Origin of the sequence: Rhizobium fabae (assembly GCF_003985135.1) — a bacterium.
Classification (GTDB): Bacteria; Pseudomonadota; Alphaproteobacteria; order Rhizobiales; family Rhizobiaceae; genus Rhizobium; species Rhizobium pisi.
Genome location: NZ_ML133652.1, coordinates 50,212 through 68,239 on the forward strand (window position 1 = coordinate 50,212; position 18,028 = coordinate 68,239).

Here is an 18,028-nt window from a genome sequence, read left to right on the forward strand (position 1 = left end):
ATGACCTATGTCGTGACCGACAATTGCATCAAGTGCAAATACACCGATTGCGTGGAAGTCTGCCCCGTCGACTGCTTCTATGAAGGCGAGAATTTCCTCGTCATTCATCCCGACGAATGCATCGATTGCGGTGTCTGCGAGCCTGAATGTCCCGCCGAGGCCATCAAGCCCGATACCGAGCCGGGCCTCGACAAATGGCTGAAGATCAACACCGAATATGCCGCCATCTGGCCCAATATCACGGTCAAGAAAGATCCGTTGCCGGAGGCCAAGGCGATGGACGGCGAGGCCGGAAAGTTCGAGAAGTATTTCTCGGAAAAGCCCGGCTCCGGCGACTGAGGCAGCACCCGTGTCCGGTCACCGGATTCGGGCGGCAACGCGATGAAACGTTTTAAATCCTGCGTGTAGCATATGGGTGACGTGTGTTGCCCGCATGACTCACGTGAAGCAAATTATTGATTTCCTCATATTTTTGTGATAGGTTTCGTGCACTGTTCCATTTGTGGCATGACGCATGCCCAAAACCATCACGAAAGCAAAACCAATCCGTTCCGCGGTTTCCGTGACATATCAACGCCTTGAGCGTCGGGTCCCAAGATCGCGCGCAAGAAATATTTGCTTTTGCCTGATCGGACCAGAGTGAAGTCACCCGACGGATATCACCGTCTCACCCGGGCCTGACTGACCCGGCTCCGGCCGCCGCCGGAAGCGTAACAGGGAGTTTTTGAATAGAATGACGACTCAGCAGAAAAAGCCTTCTACAGCACGTCACGGCTTCAAGACCGGTGAATCGATCGTCTACCCCGCTCACGGCGTCGGTACCATCACCGCTATCGAAGAGCAAGAAGTTGCCGGCATGAAGCTCGAACTTTTCGTTATCGATTTCGAGAAGGACAAGATGCGCCTGAAGGTTCCGGTTGCGAAGGCCATGAGCATCGGCATGCGCAAGCTGTCGGAAACGGATTTCGTCGAGCGTGCTTTGAAGGTCGTGCAGGGCAAGGCGCGCGTCAAGCGCACCATGTGGTCCCGTCGCGCCCAGGAATATGACGCCAAGATCAATTCCGGCGACCTGATTTCCATCGCTGAGGTGGTGCGCGATCTCTATCGTGCCGAAAACCAGCCCGAGCAGTCCTATTCCGAACGTCAGCTCTATGAAGCTGCGCTCGACCGCATGGCGCGCGAAATCGCCGCCGTCAACAAGATGTCGGAAACCGAAGCCGTTCGCCTGGTCGAGACCAATCTCAACAAGGGTCCGAAGCGCGGCAAGGCGATCGAAGAAGACGATTCGCAGGACGAAGCCGCATAAGGCGAGCCTGTTTTCCCTATCAAAAACCCGGCCATTGTGCCGGGTTTTTTTATTGGAACTTTTTCCCGCCTGCCGCGTTAACACACGTAATTGCGGACTCTTCGCCGGGCCATGGCCTCGCCGGCGAACCGCTGTTCCGTCAATGTTCGGTGAGGAGCGGATCATGCCTTTTCAATATTGCCCATCTGGCAACCTGAAGAAACTGGTCCAGCCCGGCCGTCTCAACGGCACATGATGAGAAATAGGGCCTCCCCCTGAAAAGTCCAGGGGCGAGGCCTTTATGCATTCAGAACCCCATTCGGTCCGGACAGCGATGTTCCGGAAGGTGTGTTTTATTGTTCATTTAGGGCGAGAGGCCTGTTTCAGGAGATCGAAATGAAGAACATGTCTGCAGATCGGCGCATGATCAAAATCGCGATGGCCGCCCCCTATCTCGCCCGTCAGGAAGAGCACGATCTCGCCACCCGCTGGAAGGATCACGACGACCGCGGCGCGCGCAACCAGATCGCCATGGCCCATATGCGCCTCGTCATTTCCATGGCCGGCAAGTTCCGCAATTTCGGACTGCCGATGAGCGATCTCGTGCAGGAGGGGTATGTCGGCCTGCTGGAGGCTGCCGCCCGCTTCGAGCCGGAACGCGACGTGCGCTTTTCGACTTATGCAAGCTGGTGGATCCGGGCTTCGATCCAGGATTATATCCTGCGCAACTGGTCGATCGTGCGCGGCGGGACGAGTTCGGCGCAGAAGGCGCTGTTCTTCAACCTGCGCCGCCTGCGCGCCAAGCTCGCCAAGGGCGATACCCAGCTGACGCTGCAATCCATCCACCAGGAAATCGCTGCCGCCTTGGGCGTCAGCCTGGCCGATGTCCAGACCATGGACGCGCGGCTTTCCGGCAACGATGCTTCGCTGCAGGCGCCTTCCGTCTCCGGTGATGCCGAGAGTGCGGAGAAGATGGATTTCCTCGTCAGCGACGATCCTCTACCGGACGAGCAGGTTTCCAACATGATCGACGGCGAACGCCGCCGCGTCTGGCTCGCCTCGGCGCTGAAACATCTGAACGAACGCGAGATGAAGATCATCAGCGCCCGGCGGCTGGCGGAAGACGGCGCCACGCTCGAAGAGCTCGGCGCCGATCTCGGCATTTCCAAGGAGCGCGTGCGCCAGATCGAAAGCCGGGCGATGGAGAAGCTTCGCAGCGCGCTCGTCAGCGCCGATCCGCATATGGCCGCCTACGCCTGAATCTAGAGCTTTGTTTCCACGCGGCTCCGGACGCAAAACCGCCGCACGCTTTTGCGCGACATGCTTTACCTCCAGCAGCACAGACTGGCCCGGCGCGAGCCGGGCATTTTTATTCGGCGATGATTTTGACGCGGTCGCCGGGTGAAACGGCTGCGCCCATCGGCAGGGCGTTGATGAGCTTGAAGAGATCGAGCTTGCGGTCGGTGCCCATCATGCGGACGGCGAGCGTCGAAATGTTCTCGCCCGGTCGGACAGTGACGACGCGGATGCGCAGCGGCTTCAGCGAGGCTGCTTCGGCCGGCGTCATGCGCCGGAAACTGGTGCGCAGGACATTGGCCGTCGGCTCAAGGGCATCGCTGCCCTTCGGCACGGCGGTCAGGAACCGGAAAATCTGTGAATTGTTGCGGATCACGGTGACGTCGAAATCCCAGCGATCGGCGCTGGCGCGCGCGGTGGCGGCTTCCATGCCATTGATGGTGATCGGCTGGATGGTCGACGGGTCGAGGCCGGTCACCCAGCCGCTGGAGATATAATTGGTGAGGCTCTGGTTCTGGTTGTCAGCGACGCCGTCGAAGCGGACAGCGATGTCGTTCGGACCGGTCGCCATCACGGCTTCGACCTTGTTGTCGATCTTGAAGTCCGGCGGCACGTCGAAGCGGATGCCGAGGCCGCCGTGCAGGAATGTCTGGCCGCGCACATAGCCTTCCTCGGGGCTGTCGCCGTAGAGCAGGCCGTCTATGCCATCGAGATAATAATCGCGGCCCTTGTCGCCGACCGAACCTTCCTGGCCGAAGGCGCGTGCGTGCGTGCGGGCAAGCTCGATGCGCTGGGCCGAATTTGGGTGGCTCGACAGGAAGTCGAGGCTCTGGTCGGCCTCGGGATCGACCGACATGAAGCGGCTATAGGCCGCCATGGAATCGAGAAAACGGGCTGCGGAATAGGGGTCGTAGCCAGCTTCGCCGAGCATCCGCACGCCGATGACATCGGCCTGCAGCTCCTGCTGGCGGGAGAAGGCGGCGAGCCGGAGTTTGCCACGGGCAAGCGCCTGCTTGCCGGCGATATCGCTGGACAGGACTTCGGCAACGACGCGGCTGGCGATCACCTCAGCCTCTTCGCGCTTCTGTCGCTCGATGCCGTGGTTTGCCGTCACGTGGCCCATCTCATGCGACAGCACGGCGGCGACCTCGGAGGCGTCGTTGGCAAGGGCGAGCAAGCCGCGGGTGACGTAGAGATAGCCGCCCGGCAGCGCAAAAGCGTTGATCGCCGGCGAGTTCAGGATGGTGATGCGATAGGACTGGCTCGGATTTTCCGACACCGCCGTCAGTGCGCCGGCGATGCGGGCGACGAGGCGCTCGGTCTTGGCGTCCTTGTATTCGCCGCCATAGCTTGCCACGATGCGCGGATGCTCGCGGGCGCCCATCGCTGCGCGCGGATCGTTCTTCTGGACCTCGTCGACGATCTGCGGATTGGAAGAGGGCGACACGCTCGGCTGATAGGATTGCTCGATCAGCGACTGGCAGCCGTTCAACCCCATGGCGAGGGCCGAAAGCAGCATCAGGCTCCTTGCGAAGCGGCGCGGCGCAGAGATGGCGTCACTGGAAAGCGCGGGCGATTTCCACGTCGTCAAGCCGTCCAGTCTGGTTTTCCGCATCATGTCGCTGTTTTGCCGGTTTGCTGCAGGTTCGGACCGGCTGTCGCAAGGGGGATTCAACAGGCGCGCACCCCTGATCTCGCACTGCACAAACGGCCGATACACGTCGTTGCTGTAGCTGATTTCCGCATCGGTTGCATAGCGAGACTCTGCTTAAATGTGGCGCCGTTGCATTTTGGCAAGCATTGGGGGTTGAAGCTTCCCCTTCGCTCGGATGAAATTATGGCGAAAGTTCCATCACAAAGCCCAGATTCGTCGGTAACGGCGAAAAAGAACGGGCCGATTGCGGCAACCGGTTCAACAACGGCAGTTCTGCGAGAAAATTGCAATCAAGGATAGTTTGCCGCGATGGCGAACGCCTCCTGGTGAAGCGTTCTGCGGATGCAATCCGAATTATTCCGCGGCTTCTGCCGCCGGCTTCGGTGTCATCTTCGTCTCGCCCGCGCGGGGAAGCTGCACGGGCTTCAGCATGAAGGCGGCCGTCAGGCCGATCAGCGCAATGGCACAGGAGGTCATGAAAAGCGGCGAGAAGGCAGCGGCATAGATATCGGCGACGGCCTGGCGGCTCGCTTCGGGAAGAGACGCCATCATCTTCGGCGTCAACTGCTCGATATCGGCGACGCCGGGAATGGAGACGCCGACCTTGCCGAGCCCGGAGGCAATGATGGCGCCATAGATGGATATGGCGATCGAGGCGCCTCCCATGCGCGACAAGGTTACCGAACCGGTGGCCGCGCCGACGTCGCGGGCAGGTGCTGCGTTCTGCACGCCGATCACGGGAACCTGCTGGGCAAGGCCGATGCCGATGCCGTGCAGCATCATGATCGCACCGATGAAAGCGATCGGCGTTCCTGCGTGGATCTGCGACATCAGCGCGAAGGCAACGGCGCTGCAGCTGAGGCTTGCAATAGCGAAGGGCTTGTAGCGTCCCGTCTTCGAGATGATGCGGCCCGCCGACAGTGACCCGCAGACGAGGCCGCCGGTCAGGAGGATGAAGAGAAGGCCGGCGGCGGACGGCGAAAGGCCGGTCGTGGTCTGCAGGAAGAGAGCGAGGTAGTTGACCATGCCGATGGCGATGGCGCCGCCCATGACCGATATCACCAGGAGCAGGCTGAAAGTCGAATTGCGGAAGAGCTGCAGAGGAACGATCGGCTCGGGCGCACGACGCTCTGTGAATACCCAGGCGACGGCGCAGACGACGCCGAAGGCGACAATGCCGATACTTTCAGGCGAGACCAACGCGCCGAACAGTTCGCTGCTGTCGGTGGCAAGCACGATGCTCGTCGTCGTGAGCGCGAGCAGCAGGGCGCCGGCATAATCGATCTTGGGGCGGCGATGCGGTTTGCGATAGGGCAGCATGAAGGCAAGCCCGGTCAGCACGATGAAGCCGATCGGCACGTTGACCAGGAAGATCGAACGCCAGCCGAAGAGATCGCTCATCGTGCCGCCGAGCACGGGGCCGATCGCGCCCGAGGCCATCAGCACGAGGCTGGAATAGCTTTGATAGCGCGCCCGCTCGCGGGGCTCGAACAGGTCGGCATTGACGGCAAAGATCGATACCATGATGCCGCCGCCGCCGAGGCCCTGCAGCACGCGGGCGGCGATCAGCGTGTTCATCGAGATCGCAAGGCCGCAGACCGCGGATCCCACCGTGAAGATCGTGATCGCTGCCATCATTACATATTTGCGGCCGAAGAGATCGCCGAGCTTACCATAGACCGGCATGACGGCGCTCAACGACAGGAGGTAGGCGGAGCCGATCCAGCCGAAGCGCTCGAGATGGCCGAATTCGCCGACGATCGTCGGCAGCGCCGTGGAAACGATCTGATTGTCCAGCGTCGCCATGAACATGGCCGTCATCAGGAAGAAGAAGAGGATAAGCCGGCGACGAGGATCCGTCACGAGCGGCGCAGGCGCGAGTTGCATGTCCATGAGGGCGTCATTCCGATTGGATACGCTTTTATGTGCTGTCAGCATATATTTGTCAATGGCACATGAATGCCTCCTGCATATTCAATTTCCGATCCCGCTCTGTTATGGTTCCGTCATGAATGAAGCCATGACCAAGACCTTGCCCAAAAACCCGGCCGATTCGGACGGCGAAAACGTGCCTCGCATCGGCCGGAGCATGACGCGCATGCGGCTGATGACCGGGCGGCGGCTGATCGGGCGTCTGGCGATCCAGAGCGCTGCGCCGGGTCTTGAGCTTTCGCATCTCGACGTGCTCGACGCCGTGCGCAGGGCGCAGCCCGCCGGCGAGGTCACGGTCGGCATGATCGCCGAGATGCTGCGCATCGATCCGTCACGGGCAAGCCGGGTGGTGGCTGATATGGTGGGGCGAAACGTGCTGCGCCGTGAGGCTTCGCAGGCCGATGCGCGGCGGATCGTCGTCGTCGTCACGCCGGCCGGTCAGGATCTGCTGGCCGAGATCGTCGCCCAGAAACTTGCGATCATCTCCGAGATCGTCTCCGACTGGCCCGAGGAGGATGTCGATCGCTTCGCCGCACTTTTCGAACGCTTTATCGGCGGTTACGAGGCGGTCTTCCTGTCGCGCGACAAGGATACGCCGGGCTGAAGCGGATGCCGCCGTTCGCCGGCCCTTCCCCTCGCCCCCCCGTTTGCGCTAAGGGCAATGCCCATGAGCCAATCCACCTTCACCATTCTGCTCGGCGGCGAACTCGGCCTGACGGAGCGCCTGCGCCATGCCATCGCCGGCAGCCGCTTCATTGCGGCCGATGGTGGCATGCGGCATGCGGTAGCGCTCGGTGTTACGCCGGAGCTCTGGGTCGGTGATTTCGATTCGACGCCTGATGATCTCGACAGTGCATTTCCCCACGTGCCGAAACAGCCCTATCCCGCGGCGAAGGCGGCAACGGACGGCGAGATCGCGGTCTCGGAGGCGATCGCGCGCGGGGCGGGGCGTCTGATCCTTGCCGGTGCGCTCGGCGGAGAACGCTCCGATCATGCGCTTCAGCATCTGCTGTCGGCCGTCAGCCTGGCGGAAGAGGGTTTCGACGTGCTGCTGACCTCCGGCAAGGAAGAGGCCGTGCCGCTGCTTGCCGGCACAATCGAACTGGACCTTCCCAAGGGCAGCCTGTTTTCCGTGCCTGGTTTCAGCGAGCTGAAGGGGCTTTCCATCGAGAATGCGCGTTACCCGCTTAAGGACTTCCATCTGCCTTTCGGTTCGTCGCGCACCATTTCCAACGTCGCGGAAGGCAAGGTTCGCTTTTCGCTCACAAGCGGCCGGGCAATTGTGCTTGCGCGGCCCTATGATCTTTCCGGAGTCTGATTTTTGGCCCCTCCTATCCTGAAACTGGACGACATCTTCCTGAGCTTCGGCGGTGCGCCGCTGCTGGCGGGCGCTGCGCTGCAGATCGAACCGGGCGACAAGATCTGTCTCGTCGGGCGCAACGGCTCGGGAAAATCGACGCTTCTGAAGATCGCCGCCGGCCTGGTCGAGGCGCAATCCGGTGAGGTCTTCCGCCATCCGTCGTCGACAGTGCGCTATCTCGAGCAGGCGCCGGATTTTGCCGGCTTCAGCACGGTGCAGGCCTATGCCGAGGCTGGGCTCGGGCCGGGCGACGACCCCTACCGCGTCACCTATCTCCTGTCGCATCTCGGACTGACCGGCGAGGAGGATCCGAAGACCCTTTCCGGCGGCGAATCGCGCCGGGCAGCCCTTGCCCGGGTGCTCGCGCCGGAGCCCGACATTCTCCTGCTCGACGAGCCGACGAACCATCTCGACCTGCCGACGATCGAATGGCTGGAAGGCGAGCTGCAGAAGACACGCAGCGCTTTGGTGCTGATCTCGCACGATAGACGTTTTCTCGAAAAGGTCTCGACGGCAACCGTCTGGCTCGACCGTGGCACTTCGCGCCGGCTCGACAGAGGGTTTGCGCACTTCGAGGCATGGCGCGATCAGGTGCTGGAGGCCGAGGAGCTGGAACAGCACAAGCTCGGAAAGGCGATCGAGCGCGAGGAACATTGGCTGCGCTACGGGGTCACGGCGCGGCGCAAGCGCAACATGCGCCGCCTCGGCGAGCTGCAGACGATGCGTTCGCAATATCGTGGCCACAAGGGGCCGCAGGGCACGGTGCAGGCCACGGTTTCTGACGCGCAGGAATCCGGCAAGCTGGTGATCGAAGCCGAGAAGATCACCAAGAGCTTCGGTGATCGTGCGATCGTCACGCCGTTCTCGATCCGTGTGCATCGCGGTGACTGCATTGGTCTGGTCGGGCCGAACGGCGCCGGCAAAACGACGCTGCTGAAGATGCTGACGGGGCAACTTTCTCCCGACAGCGGTACGGTGAAGCTCGGCACCAATCTGGAGATCGCCACCCTCGACCAGAAGCGCGAGGATCTCGATCCCGAGGATACGCTTGCCAACTATCTGACGGATGGGCGCGGTGAAAACCTGCTCGTCAATGGCGAGCAGCGCCACGTCACCGGCTATATGAAGGAATTCCTGTTCCAGCCGGAACAGGCCCGCACGCCGATCAGAAGCCTTTCCGGCGGCGAGCGCGCCCGGCTGATGCTGGCGCGTATCCTCTCGCGCCCAGCGAACCTTCTGATCCTCGATGAGCCCACAAACGATCTCGATATCGAGACGCTGGACCTGCTTCAGGAAATCGTTGCCGGTTTTCCCGGAACCGTCATTCTCGTCAGCCACGACCGCGACTTCCTCGATCGCACCGTGACCTCGACGATCGCGCCCGCCACGCCGGACGCGCCCGATGGCCGCTGGATCGAATATGCCGGCGGCTACTCGGACATGCTGGCGCAACGCAAGGGCGCGCTCGAAGAGCGCAGAAAGGCCGAGAAGGCGGCGGAGAAGCCGAAGACTGGGGAAGCAGCACCTTCCGCGGCAAGCTCGAAAGGCAAGCTGTCCTTCAAGCAGAAATTCGCGCTGGAAAACCTGCCGAAGGAGATGACAAAGGCCGAGGCCGAAATCGCCAAGCGCGAGCAGGCAATGGCCGATCCCAATCTCTTCACGCGTGATCCCGCAGCCTTCAACCGGCTTGCCGCCGAGATGGAGAAACTGCGCGCCGGCCTCACGAAAATGGAAGAGGAGTGGCTGGAGCTCGAAATGCTGCGGGAAGAGCTGGAAGGCTGAGCCTTTCCTTACGGCTCACTTTTCCTTGATTCGTCAGCCTGTCGCCAGGCGGCATAAGGTGCCGCCTGGCAGCCGGGGATACTGCCGATCGCAATGGCGACAAGGAAAAGTCAGATGTCTCGCAAGCCTCATTCCCGTTTTTTCACAGCAGTTGCCGGCGGCCTCGTTGCCCTTGCGATATCGCAGGCCGCACAGGCGGAGGATGCCCAGCGCGTGCGTGTCCGTGGAGCAATCGAAAGCTTGAGCGGCGACAAACTGGTCGTCAAGACACGCGAAAGCAGCGATGCGACGATCACACTGAAAGCGGGCTGGAAGGTCGGTGGCATCCGGAAAGCCTCGGTCGAGGATATCAAGCCCGGCGATTTCGTCGGCGTCGCTTCGCTTCCGAAGGGTGACGGCCCGGACGGGGCGATCGAGGTGCTGATCTTCCCGGCGGCGATGAAAGGGACAGGCGAGGGCAACCGCCCCTGGGATGCGCAGCCGAACAGCCAGATGACCAACGCGACCGTCAGCAACGCCGTCAAATCCGTCGACGGCCACACGATCACGCTGACCTATCAGGGCAAGGAAAAGATCATCACGATATCCGACGGCACGCCAATCGTGACCTTGGCACCTGCGACCAAGGACGATCTGAAGGCCGGCGCGGGCGTTATCGTCACCGGCGCGAAGGCGGCGGACGGCAGCATCTCGGCCACCCAGGTCGCCGTCGGTCTCGAGGGTATCACCCCACCGATGTGATGCGGTCGGCTTTAGAGGAAAATGGCCATAGCCTTGGTTTTACACAAAGAGGCGCTGCCAATCCTCGCGCCCATGCAGCACGCGAACAATCAGGATACCCTCTTCGTGGATGGTGTAGGCAATCATATGAGCACGATGAGGATGAAGCCGCATTGGCGGGTTCAGCTCAAGGCGCTCACGCGCCATGCGTGGATTATGGGCCAGCAATTCAAAGGTGTCGAATAAATCATCGACGTATCGCTCCGACTGCGATGCACCGAACTGATTGGCGCCGAGAACATAGAGCTCGATTATGTCCCGATCCGCTGCGACGGTTATGCGGTATTTCATATACGCTGCGCAGCTAGCCGTTCACGCGCCTCTCGAAGAATATCGTCCTTCGAACGATTGCTGACGCCGCTTTCCAGGCCGTCTGTGATCAAACGCTGTAATTCCGCCAGCTTGCCAGATCGCTCTTGATCACGCCGTATCAAGTCGCGGACATAATCACTCGCATTGCTGTAACGTCCTGTTTTTGTCTGATCTTCCACCCATTCCTTCATCGGATCGGGCAGGGAAACATTCATCGTTGCCATATACGTCACCTCACCCGATGATCATGGCATACTTTGGCAAAGATTGCATCATTTCCGCCACGCAAAGGGAGCGAGACTTCCTCAACTGGACGCGGGCCATTTTACAGCGCCGGAGCGGGCACGGCGGCAGCGCCGGCACTAGCGCTGGCGCCGGTCTGGACGACAGGCGGTTGTTCTTCCGCTTTTGACGGAAGCGCCTGCAGATGCAATACGCGCGGCTGCAACACCTCAAGATAGGCCTCGGAACGGCCGATGTAGATCATGCCGGCTTCGGGGATGGAGGTCAGCAGTTTCGCCATGGTTTCCTGCCATTCCGGCTCCATGCCTTCCAGCACTTCGTCGAAAATGATCCAGCGCGGGCGCGCCAGAAGCAGGCGGGCGAAGCCGATTGCCTTTTGTTGGTCGCTGTCGAGCAGCTTGTCCCAGCGGGCGCGGGTATCGAGCCTTGAGATCAGCGAATGCAAGCCGGCCTTTTCAAGGGCTGCCTCGACGGCGGCCTTCTCGTAGGCATCGGGACTTTCGGGAAAGGCCAGCGCATCGCGCAGCGTGCCGCCGGGAACATAGGCGATTTGTGGAACGAACAGCATGTCGTCGACCGGAGGCAGGCCAATCGTGCCGCTGCCGCACGGCCAGAGACCGGCCATCGCCTGGAAGAGAAGCTTGCGGTTGACGCTGTGGTCGCCGTTGATCATGACCTTTTCGCCGGCCTTGATCACCACATTGGTTTCGTGCAGGCGGAAACCGCCGCATTCCTCGATTTCTTCGCCGATCTTGGCGTTGATCACCAAATCCTTCAGCGTCAGCGTGTCGGGCGCGGTATTTTCGTAGGTGATGCTGTCCTTGAGGTCGAAATCCTCGTCCATGTCGAGCAGCGCCTGGCGGAAATCGGTGACGCGCATCAGCGTGGCGCGCCATTCGGCGATCGGGCCGAAATTGGCGACATACCAGCGCAACGCCGTATTGACCTGGTTGAAGGCGCCAACGGACATCATCAGCTGGCCGAGGGTGAGGCCGCCGGAGAAATAGGCGGGGGCGGCGACGATGATCGGGATGACGATCACCAGCCAGCCGTAGCCGGCCGAGACCCAGGTAAGGTTGGTATTGGCCATGGCGAGGCGCTTGACGACCCTCAGCACCGAGCTGATGTCGGTGTTGATGCGCCTGCGCTCGTTCTCCTCGCCGCGGGCAACCGTGATCGCCGGCATGTTCTCGTTGGCATGCATCAGCGTGAAGCGAAGCTCGGCTTCCTTGGAGAATCGATCGGCATTGAGCTTGACCAGCTTGCGGCCGACAACCTGGCTCAGCACCGAGGCGGAAGCGGCGTAAAAAATCGCCGCCCAGACCATATAGCCAGGAATGGAGAAGCTGTGGCCGCTGATGTGGAAGATGAAGCCGCTCGACAGTTCCCAGAGCACGCCGATGAAGCTCACCAGAAGGATGGTCGACTGCAGCAGGCCGAGAACGAGCCCCGTCGTGCTTTCGGCGAGGTTGCGGGAATCCTCGTGCAGGCGTTGGTCCGGATTGACGCCGATCAGGCCGCTGGAGGCGAGCCGCAGCGCCCGCTTGCGCTTCAGCCACTGGTCGACGAGATCGCGCGACAGGCCTTCGCGCATGTAGAGCGCGGTCATCTGGTTCAGCCAGGCCTGCAACACGTTGAGCAGCAGCAGCGTGCCGGCGATCATCGCGAAGATTTCGAGCTGGTGGAAGAATTCGCCGAGATCGCGACGCTCGAGTGAATCGTAGAAGGGGGCGTTCCACTCGTTGAGGATGACCTGGCCATAGGCCGTCACCAGGATAACGAGGATCAGCACGGTTGCCAGGAACAGCACCTTGCCACGCACTGCCGAATTCCAGAATGCCGAGAACATCACCCCGAGGCGATATGTCAGGCTGAAATCATACCCTACCCTATCCTGCCTCCGGATTCCGGGCCTCCCCTCGATCTTATCTGCCATCATGCTTTTCCAATACGCCCATACTGTTATTATTAACATGGTGGCGTTACCCGTCTATCAACAGATTCTATCAGTCATTAAAGTGTGATGATGCTTGCATGGGTTGCCCCTGCATGCATTCCGCAGTTGATTCGCAGTCCGACAGGGGCTAATTAATGCACTCCGTGGTGATTTGGCCGGCCGGCTTGCAGCCACGTTAAAGAAGTCGCTAAAGGGCCGCGTGCGGACCGGTAGCGATTTTTTTCGCCGCCGGTTTTTTGTTTTTGATCGAGTGACCGCAATGCCTATCAAGATCCCCGATACGCTGCCCGCCTTCGAGACCCTGGTTCAGGAAGGCGTGCGGGTGATGACCGAGACGATGGCGATCCGTCAGGATATTCGCCCGTTGCAGATCGGGCTGCTCAACCTGATGCCGAACAAGATCAAGACCGAAGTGCAGATGGCGCGTCTCGTCGGCGCCTCGCCGCTGCAGGTCGAGCTGTCGCTCATCCGCATCGGCGGCCACAAGGCGAAGAATACGTCCGAAGACCATCTGCTCGCCTTCTACCAGACCTGGGAAGAGGTGAAGCAGCGCAAATTCGACGGCTTCATCATAACCGGGGCACCGATTGAGCTCCTGCCTTATGAGGACGTTACCTATTGGGCGGAGATGCGGGAAATTCTCGAATGGACGGAAACCAACGTCCATTCGACGATGAACGTCTGCTGGGGCGCGATGGCGGCGATCTACCACTTCCACGGCGTTCCGAAATACGAGCTGAAGGAGAAGGCTTTCGGCGTTTATCGCCACCGGAACCTCAAGCCTTCATCGATCTATCTCAACGGCTTTTCCGACAATTTCGAGGTGCCGGTGTCGCGCTGGACCGAGGTGCGCCGCGCCGATATCGAGAAATCCGAAAGCCTGGAGATCCTGATGGAATCCAGCGAGATGGGCGTCTGCCTCGTGCATGAGAAGAAAGGTCGGCGGCTCTACATGTTCAACCATGTGGAATATGACTCGACCTCGCTTTCCGACGAGTATTTCCGCGACGTCAATGCCGGCGTGCCGATCAAGATGCCGCACAATTACTTCCCGCATAACGATCCGGCGCTTGCGCCGCAGAACCGCTGGCGCAGCCATGCGCATCTGCTGTTCGGCAACTGGATCAACGAAATCTACCAGACGACACCTTATGACGTCGAAGAGATCGGCGCGGACCTCTGAGCGGCATTTCTTTCTGATCCGACCGGTTGCGGTTTGGAGCAAATGCGGGCAGGTTCCGGTCGAACCCTATAGCGCCGCGCGTCTTGAACCGGATGCGCCAAGAATGGACGGTCGATCATGTCGGACAAGTTGAAGCGGGAAGTTTTCGGGCAGACGAAGGCGGGCGAGACCGTCTATCGCGTCGAGATCAAGGGCGGTGGGCTGACGGCCAAGATCATCAGCTGGGGCGCTGTTATCCAGGATCTGCGCCTCGAGGGATATGACGCGCCGCTGCAACTCGGCTTCGAGGATTTAGACAGCTATCCCCTTTATTCGGCCTATTTCGGCGCGACGCCTGGCCGCTGCGCCAACCGTGTCGGCGGCGGCAGGTTCACGCTCGACGGCAAGCATTATCAGCTCGAGCCGAACGAGAACGGCGTCACGCACCTGCATGGCGGCAGCGACAATATCGCCAAGCGCAACTGGACGATCGTCGAGCATGATGTCGACCGGCTGGTGATGAAGATCGTCGATCCCGACGGCCGAGCCGGCTATCCCGGCAATTGCACCATTCAGGCGACGTTCTGGGTGCACGGCAACGGCGAATTGTCGATCACCTACGAATCGACCAGCGACCAGCCGACGCTCGCCAATGTCTGCCAGCACGCCTATTTCAATCTCGACGGCCGCGAAGACGCGCTCGGCCACGACATCATGATTGCAGCGGATCATTATCTGCCGACCGACGAGAGGCAGGTGCCGACCGGCGAGATCCGCCCTGTCGGCGGCACGGAATTCGATTTCCGCGAGATGGCGCCGATGAAGCGTTTCGCCGGCAGCGAGCAGGTACTGTACGACCATAATTTCTGCCTGTCCCCGGAACGCACCGCCAAACGGAGCGTCGCGCTCGCCCGCAGCCTCTATTCCGGCGTATCGCTGGAGGTGCGCAGCACGGAGCCGGGCGTGCAGTTCTATGCCGGTTTCAAGCTCAATACAGGGGCTCCCGGTCTCGGTGGGCGCAAATACGGTCCGTTCGCCGGCTTCTGCCTGGAGACGCAGGTCTGGCCGGATGCCATCAATCACGAAGGCTTTCCGAATGCGGTCCTACGTCCCGGCGAGGTGCTGCGCCAGGAGACGGACTATATCTTCACCAAGAGCTGAGCCGCACATTCTTGCGCGACATGCTCCAGGACGCACGGCTGTCAAATTTGGTCGCTATGAATCCTCCCCGGCCCGCCGGGGAGGTTTTTTCTTGTCTGCATTCGATTCCGGCTTGCTGATTGGTTCTAAATAGGTTCTATTGTATATCTATGGATAGAACCAGTCTGATAGCGGAACTGAACAGGCGCGGCCTGCGTGGCGAGGCGCTGGCCGGACCGCTCTACAAGCGGTTGGCGCAGGCGCTGACCAGCCTCATTCAGGAAGGCCTGCTGAAGCCCGGCGCGGCGCTGCCGGGTGAGCGCGACCTTGCGGAGGCTTTGGAGCTCGGCCGCGTCACCGTGCGCACCGCCTATCGCGAACTGATGGCATCGGGCGCACTGGAATCACGACACGGAAGCGGTACTTTCGTATCGAGCAAGGTGGAACGCATGGAGCAGTCGCTCTGGCGGCTTTCCTCCTTCTCCGCCGACATGCGCTCGCGGGGACGCCTGCCGGCCGCGCGGATATTGTCGCGGGAGGTCAACACGCCGTCGCCGGAGGAGTCCTTCCTGCTCGGCCTCGGTGGCGACGAGCCGGTACTGAGGCTCGACCGTCTGCGTCTCGCCGACGGCTTGCCGCTGGCGATCGAGCGTGCCGTGGTGCCGGTCAAGTTCTTGGGCGACGATGCCGGCGGCGAGGGATCGCTCTACGACGCGCTGACGGCCAACGGCCACAGGCCCGTGCGCGCACTGCAACGGCTGACGGCGGTGACGCTCGATGCGTCTTACGCCGCGATGCTGAACGTCAAATCAGGCGCGCCGGCGCTTTTGATCGAACGTGTCTCGCGCCTGGAAGACCAGCGCGTCGTCGAATACACCCGCTCGCATTATCGCGGCGATGCCTATGATTTCGTTGCCGAATTGAGAATCGGAGATGACCTATGAGTGAGAACCAGTCGCTGATGCTGCAGGAAGCCGGCCAATCGCCGGAGGTGGTGGCCACGCTTCTTGAAAAGGAAAAACCGGTCTTTGCCGAGATCGCACGATTGTTTTCGTCCGCCCGCCCGAGCGTGGTGACGACGGCGGCGCGCGGCTCTTCGGATCATGCCGCCACCTTCTTCAAATATCTCTTCGAGATCACCTGCGGCGTTCCGGTCGCATCGGTCGGTCCGTCGATCGCTTCCGTCTACGGTGCCGCGCTTCATCTGAAGGGCGGCGTCCATTTCACCGTCTCGCAGTCGGGTGCGAGCCCGGATATCGTGGCGCTGCAGGAAGCCGCCAAGAAGGGCGGCGCGACGACAATCGCCGTCGTCAACGTCACCGACAGCCCGCTTGCGAAGCAGGCCGATATCGTTCTCGGCCTCAATGCCGGCGCGGAAAAGAGCGTCGCGGCGACGAAATCCTTCATCGCCTCCGTCGCCGCCCTTTCTGGCGTGACGGCTGCGGTCGGCGCCGCGTCCGACCTGCAGGCCGCGCTCGGCAAGCTGCCGGAGGCGCTTTCGGCGACCGCCGGGATCGACACGGCTGCGGCCGAGGAGGTGCTCTTCCATGCAACCTCGCTCTATACGGCCGGTCGCGGCCCGGCGTTTGCAATCGCGCTCGAAGCGGCGCTGAAAGCCAAGGAAACCTCCGGCCTGCATGCCGAGGCCTTCTCGCTGGCCGAACTGATGCATGGTCCGATGCGCCTGGTGCAGCCGGGCTTTCCGATCGTCGCCTTCGCGCCCGACGATGCGGCCTTCGCCAACAATAGCCAGGCGCTGGAGCGCCTGCAGAAACTCGGCGCCACCACCGTCGGCTTCTCGGCGCAGCCTCTGTCGGGTATCAATCTGCGCGTGCCGGCGACGGGCAGCGGCCTCGTCGATCCGCTGGTGTCGCTGCTTGTCTATTACCGGCTGATCGAGTCGGTGACGCGCCGCAAGGGCTTCGATCCCGACAGGCCTGCGAACCTGCTCAAGGTGACGGAGACGGTCTGATGGAGCGCAAGATCTTCGTCGGCGCCCGCATCTTCGACGGCGAGCGCTTCCATGACGACAAGGCACTCATTGTTGCCGACGGCCGTGTCGAAGCGATCGTCGCGAGAAACGGTCTGCCGGATGGCGAGACGGTGACGCTTGAGGGGGGTGTCCTGTCGGCGGGCTTCATCGATGCGCAGGTCAACGGCGGCGGTGGTCGGATGCTGAACGACGAGCCTTCCGTTGCGTCGATGGATATCATCGCCGGCGGACATCGGCCCTATGGCACGACGTCGCTGCTGCCGACGCTGATTACCGATACGTCGGAAGCGTCTGCCGCCGCCATCAAGGCGGCGAAAGAGGCTGTCAAGGCAAACCGCGGCGTCGCCGGCCTGCATCTCGAAGGCCCGCATCTGGCGCCTGCCCGCAAGGGCGCGCATCTGGCCGAACTGATGCGGCCGGTGGAGGATCGCGACGTTAAGGCCTTCATTCGCGCGCGCGAAGCGATCGGAACGCTGCTCGTCACCATCGCTGCCGAGCAGGTAACGGTCGCCCAGGTGCGCGAGCTTGCGGAAGCCGGCGTTACCGTCAGTATCGGCCATTCCGATTGCTCGAGCGAAGCGGCGGAAGAACGTTTCGATGCCGGTGCGCGCGGCGTCACGCATCTCTTCAATGCCATGAGCCAGATGGGGCATCGCGCGCCCGGCCTCGTCGGCGCGGCGATCGATCATCCCGCGACCTGGTGCGGCATCATCGCCGACGGCCATCACGTCGACCCGAAAGCCTTGCGCACGGCGTTGCGTGCCAAACGCGGTGAGGGCAAACTGTTTTTCGTCACCGATGCGATGTCGCTCGTCGGCTCGCGAGAGGATTCGTTCACGCTGAACGGGCGCACCGTCCGGCGCGAAAGAGGCGGTTTCTGCTCGAAGCTCGTGCTTTCCGACGGGACGCTCGCCGGCTCCGACGTCGACATGATTTCGACGATACGTTACGGCGTCACCTATCTGGACCTGACGCTCGCCGAGGCTTTGCGCATGGCGACCCTCTATCCCGCGCGTTTCCTCAGGTTTGCCGATCGCGGCCAGCTCTCGCCGGGAGCGCGCGCCGATCTCGTCCATCTCACCGATGCCCTCACCGTTACCACCACCTGGCTTGCCGGCGAGGCCGCCTGAAA

The 18,028-nt window shown here is 61.7% G+C and carries 17 protein-coding genes and 1 riboswitch; of the genes, 12 read left to right on the forward strand and 5 right to left on the reverse strand.

The annotated features are described in order from the left end of the window. The 3 genes from fdxA to EFB14_RS17530 all read left to right on the forward strand — a co-directional run bounded on the left by fdxA (position 1) and on the right by EFB14_RS17530 (position 2,545). Complete coding sequence (gene fdxA / locus EFB14_RS17520; RefSeq protein WP_126827499.1) at positions 1-339, forward strand: ferredoxin FdxA; 339 nt, start codon at positions 1-3, stop codon at positions 337-339. Positions 340-733: 394 nt separating this feature from the next. Then, the gene (locus EFB14_RS17525; protein WP_003543775.1) at positions 734-1,306 is read left to right on the forward strand and encodes a CarD family transcriptional regulator; all 573 of its coding nucleotides are present in this window, start codon (positions 734-736) and stop codon (positions 1,304-1,306) included. 375 nt (positions 1,307-1,681) lie between these two features. Next, positions 1,682-2,545, forward strand: a complete 864-nt coding sequence (locus EFB14_RS17530) for an RNA polymerase factor sigma-32 (protein WP_018244054.1) — start codon at positions 1,682-1,684, stop codon at positions 2,543-2,545. A 109-nt stretch (positions 2,546-2,654) separates the two neighbouring features. On the opposite strand, the gene EFB14_RS17535 is transcribed toward EFB14_RS17530, so the two are convergent. Next, positions 2,655-4,199, reverse strand: a complete 1,545-nt coding sequence (locus EFB14_RS17535) for a M48 family metalloprotease (RefSeq protein ID WP_126827501.1) — start codon at positions 4,197-4,199, stop codon at positions 2,655-2,657. 390 nt (positions 4,200-4,589) lie between these two features. Further along, positions 4,590-6,128: an MDR family MFS transporter gene (locus tag EFB14_RS17540; protein ID WP_126827504.1), complete on the reverse strand. Its 1,539-nt coding sequence runs from the start codon at positions 6,126-6,128 to the stop codon at positions 4,590-4,592. A gap of 115 nt (positions 6,129-6,243) precedes the next feature. Between EFB14_RS17540 and EFB14_RS17545 the strand changes: the two genes are divergently transcribed. The 4 genes from EFB14_RS17545 to EFB14_RS17560 all read left to right on the forward strand — a co-directional run bounded on the left by EFB14_RS17545 (position 6,244) and on the right by EFB14_RS17560 (position 10,050). Continuing rightward, positions 6,244-6,771, forward strand: a complete 528-nt coding sequence (locus EFB14_RS17545; RefSeq protein ID WP_126827506.1) for a MarR family winged helix-turn-helix transcriptional regulator — start codon at positions 6,244-6,246, stop codon at positions 6,769-6,771. Between the two features lie 57 nt (positions 6,772-6,828). Continuing rightward, entirely contained in the window at positions 6,829-7,485 is a 657-nt protein-coding gene (locus EFB14_RS17550) for a thiamine diphosphokinase (protein ID WP_183604878.1), read from the forward strand. A 3-nt stretch (positions 7,486-7,488) separates the two neighbouring features. Then, positions 7,489-9,309: an ABC-F family ATP-binding cassette domain-containing protein gene (locus tag EFB14_RS17555; protein WP_126827510.1), complete on the forward strand. Its 1,821-nt coding sequence runs from the start codon at positions 7,489-7,491 to the stop codon at positions 9,307-9,309. 114 nt (positions 9,310-9,423) lie between these two features. Continuing rightward, on the forward strand, positions 9,424-10,050 hold the full coding sequence (locus EFB14_RS17560) for a hypothetical protein (RefSeq protein ID WP_126827512.1): 627 nt from the start codon (positions 9,424-9,426) through the stop codon (positions 10,048-10,050). Positions 10,051-10,089: 39 nt separating this feature from the next. On the opposite strand, the gene EFB14_RS17565 is transcribed toward EFB14_RS17560, so the two are convergent. The 3 genes from EFB14_RS17565 to EFB14_RS17575 form a co-directional block, all read right to left on the reverse strand. Beyond that, the gene (locus tag EFB14_RS17565) at positions 10,090-10,380 is read right to left on the reverse strand and encodes a type II toxin-antitoxin system RelE/ParE family toxin (RefSeq protein ID WP_126827514.1); all 291 of its coding nucleotides are present in this window, start codon (positions 10,378-10,380) and stop codon (positions 10,090-10,092) included. Beyond that, the gene (locus EFB14_RS17570) at positions 10,377-10,625 is read right to left on the reverse strand and encodes a type II toxin-antitoxin system ParD family antitoxin (RefSeq protein WP_125845971.1); all 249 of its coding nucleotides are present in this window, start codon (positions 10,623-10,625) and stop codon (positions 10,377-10,379) included. Before EFB14_RS17570 ends, EFB14_RS17565 begins: the two co-directional genes overlap by 4 nt. Before the next feature lie 101 nt (positions 10,626-10,726). Then, positions 10,727-12,619, reverse strand: coding sequence for an ABC transporter ATP-binding protein/permease (locus EFB14_RS17575; protein ID WP_183604877.1), 1,893 nt, complete (start codon positions 12,617-12,619; stop codon positions 10,727-10,729). A gap of 115 nt (positions 12,620-12,734) precedes the next feature. Further along, a riboswitch (SAM riboswitch) is annotated at positions 12,735-12,812 on the forward strand. Positions 12,813-12,860: 48 nt separating this feature from the next. Between EFB14_RS17575 and metA the strand changes: the two genes are divergently transcribed. From metA to nagA, 5 genes are all read left to right on the forward strand, one after another. Continuing rightward, positions 12,861-13,784 (forward strand): homoserine O-acetyltransferase MetA, encoded by a 924-nt coding sequence (gene metA / locus EFB14_RS17580; protein ID WP_126827516.1) that lies wholly within the window; start codon positions 12,861-12,863, stop codon positions 13,782-13,784. A gap of 117 nt (positions 13,785-13,901) precedes the next feature. Beyond that, a complete protein-coding gene (locus EFB14_RS17585) occupies positions 13,902-14,924 on the forward strand; it encodes an aldose epimerase family protein (protein ID WP_126827518.1) in 1,023 nt (340 codons plus the stop codon). A gap of 149 nt (positions 14,925-15,073) precedes the next feature. Next, positions 15,074-15,847 carry a GntR family transcriptional regulator gene (locus EFB14_RS17590; RefSeq protein ID WP_126827520.1) on the forward strand — a complete coding sequence of 258 codons (774 nt, stop codon included), beginning with the start codon at positions 15,074-15,076 and terminating at the stop codon, positions 15,845-15,847. Next, positions 15,844-16,875 carry an SIS domain-containing protein gene (locus tag EFB14_RS17595; RefSeq protein WP_126827522.1) on the forward strand — a complete coding sequence of 344 codons (1,032 nt, stop codon included), beginning with the start codon at positions 15,844-15,846 and terminating at the stop codon, positions 16,873-16,875. Before EFB14_RS17590 ends, EFB14_RS17595 begins: the two co-directional genes overlap by 4 nt. Continuing rightward, entirely contained in the window at positions 16,875-18,026 is a 1,152-nt protein-coding gene (nagA, locus tag EFB14_RS17600; protein ID WP_126827524.1) for an N-acetylglucosamine-6-phosphate deacetylase, read from the forward strand. Before EFB14_RS17595 ends, nagA begins: the two co-directional genes overlap by 1 nt. Positions 18,027-18,028 lie beyond the last annotated feature (2 nt).